General features: G+C 43.5%; 4 protein-coding genes and 1 pseudogene. 2 read left to right on the plus strand and 3 right to left on the minus strand.

Annotated elements, in window-relative coordinates; all coding sequences use genetic code 11:
* Nucleotides 1–422, plus strand: a pseudogene (locus C4S39_RS14680) (IS5 family transposase); the annotation flags it as partial.
* A gap of 375 nt (nt 423–797) precedes the next feature.
* On the opposite strand, the gene C4S39_RS14685 reads toward C4S39_RS14680, so the two are convergent.
* Together C4S39_RS14685 and pmbA are read right to left on the minus strand one after the other, a co-directional pair.
* Nucleotides 798–1,400 (minus strand): FxDxF family PEP-CTERM protein, encoded by a 603-nt coding sequence (locus C4S39_RS14685; protein ID WP_103967680.1) that lies wholly within the window; start codon nt 1,398–1,400, stop codon nt 798–800.
* A 578-nt stretch (nt 1,401–1,978) separates the two neighbouring features.
* The gene (pmbA, locus tag C4S39_RS14690; RefSeq protein ID WP_103967681.1) at nt 1,979–3,337 is read right to left on the minus strand and encodes a metalloprotease PmbA; all 1,359 of its coding nucleotides are present in this window, start codon (nt 3,335–3,337) and stop codon (nt 1,979–1,981) included.
* A gap of 91 nt (nt 3,338–3,428) precedes the next feature.
* On the opposite strand from pmbA, the gene yjgA reads away from it, so the two are divergent.
* Nucleotides 3,429–3,935, plus strand: a complete 507-nt coding sequence (gene yjgA, locus C4S39_RS14695) for a ribosome biogenesis factor YjgA (RefSeq protein WP_103967682.1) — start codon at nt 3,429–3,431, stop codon at nt 3,933–3,935.
* 51 nt (nt 3,936–3,986) lie between these two features.
* On the opposite strand, the gene C4S39_RS14700 is transcribed toward yjgA, so the two are convergent.
* Complete coding sequence (locus C4S39_RS14700; protein ID WP_258039468.1) at nt 3,987–5,240, minus strand: hypothetical protein; 1,254 nt, start codon at nt 5,238–5,240, stop codon at nt 3,987–3,989.
* Nucleotides 5,241–5,766 lie beyond the last annotated feature (526 nt).

A 5,766-nucleotide genomic window follows, 5' to 3' on the forward strand; every position in this document is an offset into this window, starting at 1 on the left:
TCGGTAAATCCCGAGGTGGCTGGACCACCAGGATTCATCTGGTTGCCGCAGATGCCAGAACAGCCATAACCTTTGCCTTATCTCCGGGGCATGCGCATGATGCACCGGAAGGGCGACAACTCTTGTTAGCGCTCGGCCCCGTCTCTTCACCTACTCATCTGCTGATGGATCGTGCTTCTTATGAAGGTGATCAAACCAGACAGCTTGCATTGGAGCTCGGTTATATCCCGGTTGTCCCACCCAAAACTAATCGATTGGAGCCCTAGGAATATGACCGCGCCATGTACAAAAAACGCAATGAGATCGAAAGATTATTCCGCAGACTCAAGGGCTTTCGTCGAATATTCTCCAGATTCGACAAACTGGATATCATCTTTCTCTCATTCATCCATTTCGCTCTTATCGTCGAAGCACTTAGGTAGTGTTAACAGGCCATAATCGAAATGGTTACAGCTTTAAGGCAATTTTTAAGATTTGGATTTGGATTTGGAGCTATTTAAGTCAGCATAAAATTTGTTTGTAATTCCGGAGATTCATTTCTTTCTGGTTCAATGGGATACGTTGCAAAGTAGCGACTCTCTTATCCGCACCGGACTTGATCGCTGATCGAAGCGAAGATCTCTTTCATTGACCAGCACTGCAGTGAGGACGAGATCGAGCCGATCTGCCAGAAACTGTCGGCCATGTTTTAAGAATTTTGTATGTCTGTCAGTAATTCGGAAATGAGTGATATGTTCTATTCAACAAACAAAAACGGAAGCTCGAGCTCCCGTTTTGGATTAAATCTGAATTCAGAATTATGCTGCCAATCCTTTTCTGCGGCGTGTCATAAATCCGATCAAACCTAAACCTGCTAACAGCATGGCGTAGGTTTCCGGCTCTGGAACTGGTGAAGTTGCAACATACCAAGCGGAATCGTCATTGCTGCCTATACCTTGCACGTGTAATGCCAATTCTCCATTGAATCCAGGAAGTGCAGTAGATCCTAAGCCACCCACATGCCAAGTAACTGATTCGAATCCAGTCAATTTGTCATTTTGTGGATTGATCATATCGTATCTAAAATCATAAATACCGCCTGGGCCTCCACCATTCTGCAGGTTGACAGCGGTTACGCCTCCGCCAGCATCAGTTGAAATAGAGGTTGGTTTCACTCCGTCAACAGTCATGGATCCAATAAATGAACTGGAACCAAAGATAGTATTTAAATCTAAAGCGGTGAGTGTAAATGTCCAATTTCCACTACCATTATCGGTGATTTCCAGATCTGCAAAATATGGATTGGTTGGCCCATTTCCGGCTAACAACTGCCCAAATTGATAGGATGCCGCTTGAACGGCCCCCCCACAAAAAAGAAAGCCAGTGATTATTATCGATGTCGTAAATTTGCGTAAGGTCATTTTGATAGGTCCTTAAAAAGTTTATCTGATTTGTTTGTTCTCTTTTTGTTGCTGGATTTAGAAATTAAATAATCTAAGTTAGAGTAGCTTTCGGTTTTACCGAGTGACAATACTATCTATCGTCATTTGTCTTCACAATGGGAAATTAATACTTGTTTATTGGTGCATCTGTACTACCTATTGCTAGTAGGTGCACTATGCGCATAACAGACAATGGAAGCTGTGAAGAGTAAATGTCGAGAAGTACGATCGGTAAGGATGCATTGAATCAACTGACGAGACTACTTGGAACGATCGAAAGGAGTGTAAAGGAAAAACTCATTCTTCGGAATGTTTCATGGAACAATATGATTGGCATCGACTATTAAAAATGCATCAATCTTTTATTTTTTCAAGTTGTAGAAACAATCATCGACAAGGAATATCTCAAATCTTTTTGATTTTCAATAAAAATCCTTGTAATCAGGCTCCCACTTCATCAGCATAGCCAAAAATATGTGGTGGGAAGATTTCGCCAAAAGCAGATAGCTTTTATGTAATAGCTTATTCAGATAAATGCAAATCTTATTTTTCACATTTTAACCACCCGCCACTGTCATGCGATCGATTAGAATCGAGCCGCACTGTTTTGATCCGCGCACAATGACGTCATCACCGATTGCAAGAATTCCCTGAAACATGTTTCTCAAATTACCCGCGATGGTGATTTCCTCGACCGGATGACTGATTACACCGCTTTCAACCCAGAATCCGGATGCTCCGCGCGAGTAATCCCCGGTAACCGCGTTGATGCCATGCCCGAGCAATTCCGTGACCAGCAGGCCGGTCTCCATTTTCTGCAGCAAAGCATCAAAACTTAACCCAGTGTCGTCTCGCATGATCAGGTTATGCGAGCCGCCAGCATTGCCGGTAGTACGCAGGCCCAGTTTGCGAGCGGAATAGCTACTCAGGAAATATCCTTGTACAACACCATTTGCCACTATATTCCGCTCAACCGTTGCGACGCCATCATCGTCGAATGCACTGCTGGCCAGGCCCTTGTGCAAATGCGGTAATTCAAGAATCTGAATATGGGGCGTAAAAACCTGCTGACCGACGCTATTCAGCAGGAAAGAAGATTGGCGATACAAATTGCCACCGCTCACGGCGGAAGCAAAGTGTCCGATCAAACTGGAAGCAATCGGAGCTTCAAACAATACCGGCACTTCACAGGTATCGATCTTTTTTGCCCCCAAGCGTGCTGCACTGCGCTTACCCGCTTTTTGTCCGATGCTTTCCACCGCCTCCAGATCCATGGCATCGCGCGCGATGCTGTACCAGTAATCACGTTGCTTGCTATCGCCATGCTCGGCGATCATGGCGCAACTGATACTGTGACGTGAAAGCGGATATCCACCCAGGAAACCCAGACTGTTGGCATAAATGAACTGCGATTCACTGACTGAAATTGACGCGCCTTCGGAATTGGTGATGCGCTTATCTGCGGCATAACCTGCTTGCTCGCAGGTGCGCGCCAGCTCAATGGCTTCCTCAACCGAGATTTGCCAGGGAAAATATAAATTCAAATCCGGATAATCTTTGGCCAGCAATTCCGCTTCCGCCAGTCCGGCACAATCATCGTCCGCAGTGTAACGAGCGATCGACAACGCGGCTGCAACCGTATCGCTGATGGCTTGCGGGGAAAAATCGGAAGTACTGGCATGGCCGCGCTTTTGTCCCATATAGACGGTCACGGACAATCCCTTGTCGCGATTGTATTCAATCGTTTCCACTGCACTCTGACGCACGGTGACGGTTTGACCAAAACCATCGGAAACATTGGTTTCGCAGGCGGTCGCACCGCCTTTTTTCGCATGTGCCAGAATATCCTGGCTAATTTGCTGCAGAGTACTGATAGGATATGAGAATCGGGTTTCGGAAATGGTTAAATTATTCATGGCTTGCACTATAGGCGAAAATATTAGCGAATTTCGAGTGAGAGAAAGCGTTATGATAACAGCTTATTGATACCGCATTACACAGGTTGCCGTGCAAAAAGAACTGGAAGACGAGATCGGGCAAGACATCGCGCCAAGCAAAACGAAGCGCAAGAGAGATATGCATGCATTGCAGGAAATCGGTGAGCAACTGGTGGAGCTGGATCCCAAGAAACTGGCTGAATTTGATTTGCCGGAGATTCTGAGCGATGCGATTAGGCAAGCCCGGGCCATGCAGAAACACGGTGCACGCCGTCGCCAATTGCAATATATTGGCCGCTTGATGCGTGAAGTCGATGCGTTGCCGATCCAGCAGAAGCTTGATTCCTGGCGTCAGGTATCGATACATCAAACCGCCCGGTTGCACCAGCTGGAACGCTGGCGCGAAAGCCTCTTGAGCGATGAACACGCACTTACCGAATTTGCGCAGCAATATCCGGCTGCCGATTTGCAGCGCTTGAGATCGTTGATTCGTAATGCGCACAAGGAAAGAGCCGTTGGCAAACCACCTAAAAGCTTCCGATTGTTGTTTCAGGAATTGCAGGGGATTATTGCGTAGTCCACTAGAGAGTTATGCCACACAAAAATGATGGCGGGTAAGTTGTTCCCGTTATAACGAATGATAATAATCTCTAATTTTTAGGCACATAAGTTTGCGTCTTAAGATTAAAAAGTCTTGATAATCGCCCACGTTCATTGCCATTAATTCTGTCGGAACACAATTCATTTTTAAGTTGTCTAAAAGATCATGTTCTGTTGATAGACCAGTGACTTGTTTATGGTTTTCCTGCATTTGGGTTTTTATCAAATCCAAATAATCTTTGGGTGGTTTATTGCCAATCTTGATGTTTATTTCTGATTGCATATAGACATAGTTAGCGATTTGGTTATATTTGCTTCGGTCGAGCCCATTTTTTTTCAGATATTCTTTGGGGAATAAATGATGAATATCTCCACGCAGTGAGATCAAATCACTTACTAGAATATCTTTTGATAAAAATCCTTTGTCATGGGCTTTTACTTGTGAAGCAAGAAACACGTGAAAATATGGGCTGCTTGCAACCGATGAATCCAAACTTTGAGGGAGTGAAGCACTCCAATAAGCTTCTGAAAGCTCTGCTTCTTCTCTTTCTCTTAAGATTTCGTCAAATGGTTTGAGTGAAATCTGTTTAATATCAAAATCAAAGCTACTTTCAGGTGATCCGGAATAACGGCCTGTCAAGATAGAATAAACTAACCAGCGCCTTACATAGCTCTCAATTGCAGCAGAATTAACATTAAGCTCTTTGAGCTTTAAGTAAATAATGTATGCAAAATTTAGGGCATTCTGCGAGCGGATTAGTTTTGGGGAAATAAAGCCCGCAGATTTGATTATCATTAAGAATCGCTTGAAGTTCGTCTCGTTAATGAAGTTCGAAACCCCGTTTTTAAGTGTCGCAAATGATAGTTTCGCAATCTCAGCTTCAAATGTTCTTGTCTCAAAGTTTCTACCGGAAAGTAAACTGACCAGGTCCGACAATCTGCCTCTATTAAATTGCGATGTAAATGCAACACGGATAAGATCGTTGTAGTCAGGATCGTAAAGATCTTCGTTTTCAGCTTTAAGCCATTGCATTTTCTGAAAGAAGTCTGTTTCCGTGAACTCTTTATCGTTATCGACGATATGCTTGAAGAAATCAGGAGCAACGACAAGATGACAGAAGTAATCAATAGCCTTTCTCAACTCGTTTCCACTATGCTCTGTGTCGGCTGCGATTTTACTCATGGCAAAATCTGCTTGACTCAAAACGACTCCTTTTGAGTTTATGCGGATAAAAATTTCCGTTACTGTTTCAATTTCTAAGTCGGGCGACAATTCAATCAATCCGATTTGCTTTCTAGGTATGTTAATTAGATTTGAAAAGGCATTTCTCACCTGCTTTTTGTCTACATCAGGATTAATATCAAAGTAATTGTCCGCAATTTCAAAAAGATCCCCATTTATTGCTTCTGAAATATCGTGTAGCCACGTTTTATCTTTAAGAATTGCGGGGTTTTGAACTTCAAAACGTTCTTCAATTGGATTAAAAGCGATTTTGATTTTTACTCGTTCGTACTAGCCTTGATACAAGCTATCCATAAGGTCGCGAACTTTTGAGCTATCCCAAACAAAAGGTCTCTGGATTTCTGGAATTGCAATTTCCCTTGAATTAACCCAAGCTAGTATAGTTTCAATGAGGTGTTGATTTACAGAGTATTTCTGCATTTCATAATCTATGTGATGGTGTAATAAATAATGCCTGACGTGAAACTAGGGCCTGTTAACACTATTTGATATAATGCGGTGATGTAAATCACCGAAAGCCAATATCAACAGATCGAACACTGTATGCCGCGCCAACGTGGCAATG

The organism is Nitrosomonas ureae (assembly GCF_900108305.1).
GTDB lineage: Bacteria > Pseudomonadota > Gammaproteobacteria > Burkholderiales > Nitrosomonadaceae > Nitrosomonas > Nitrosomonas ureae_B.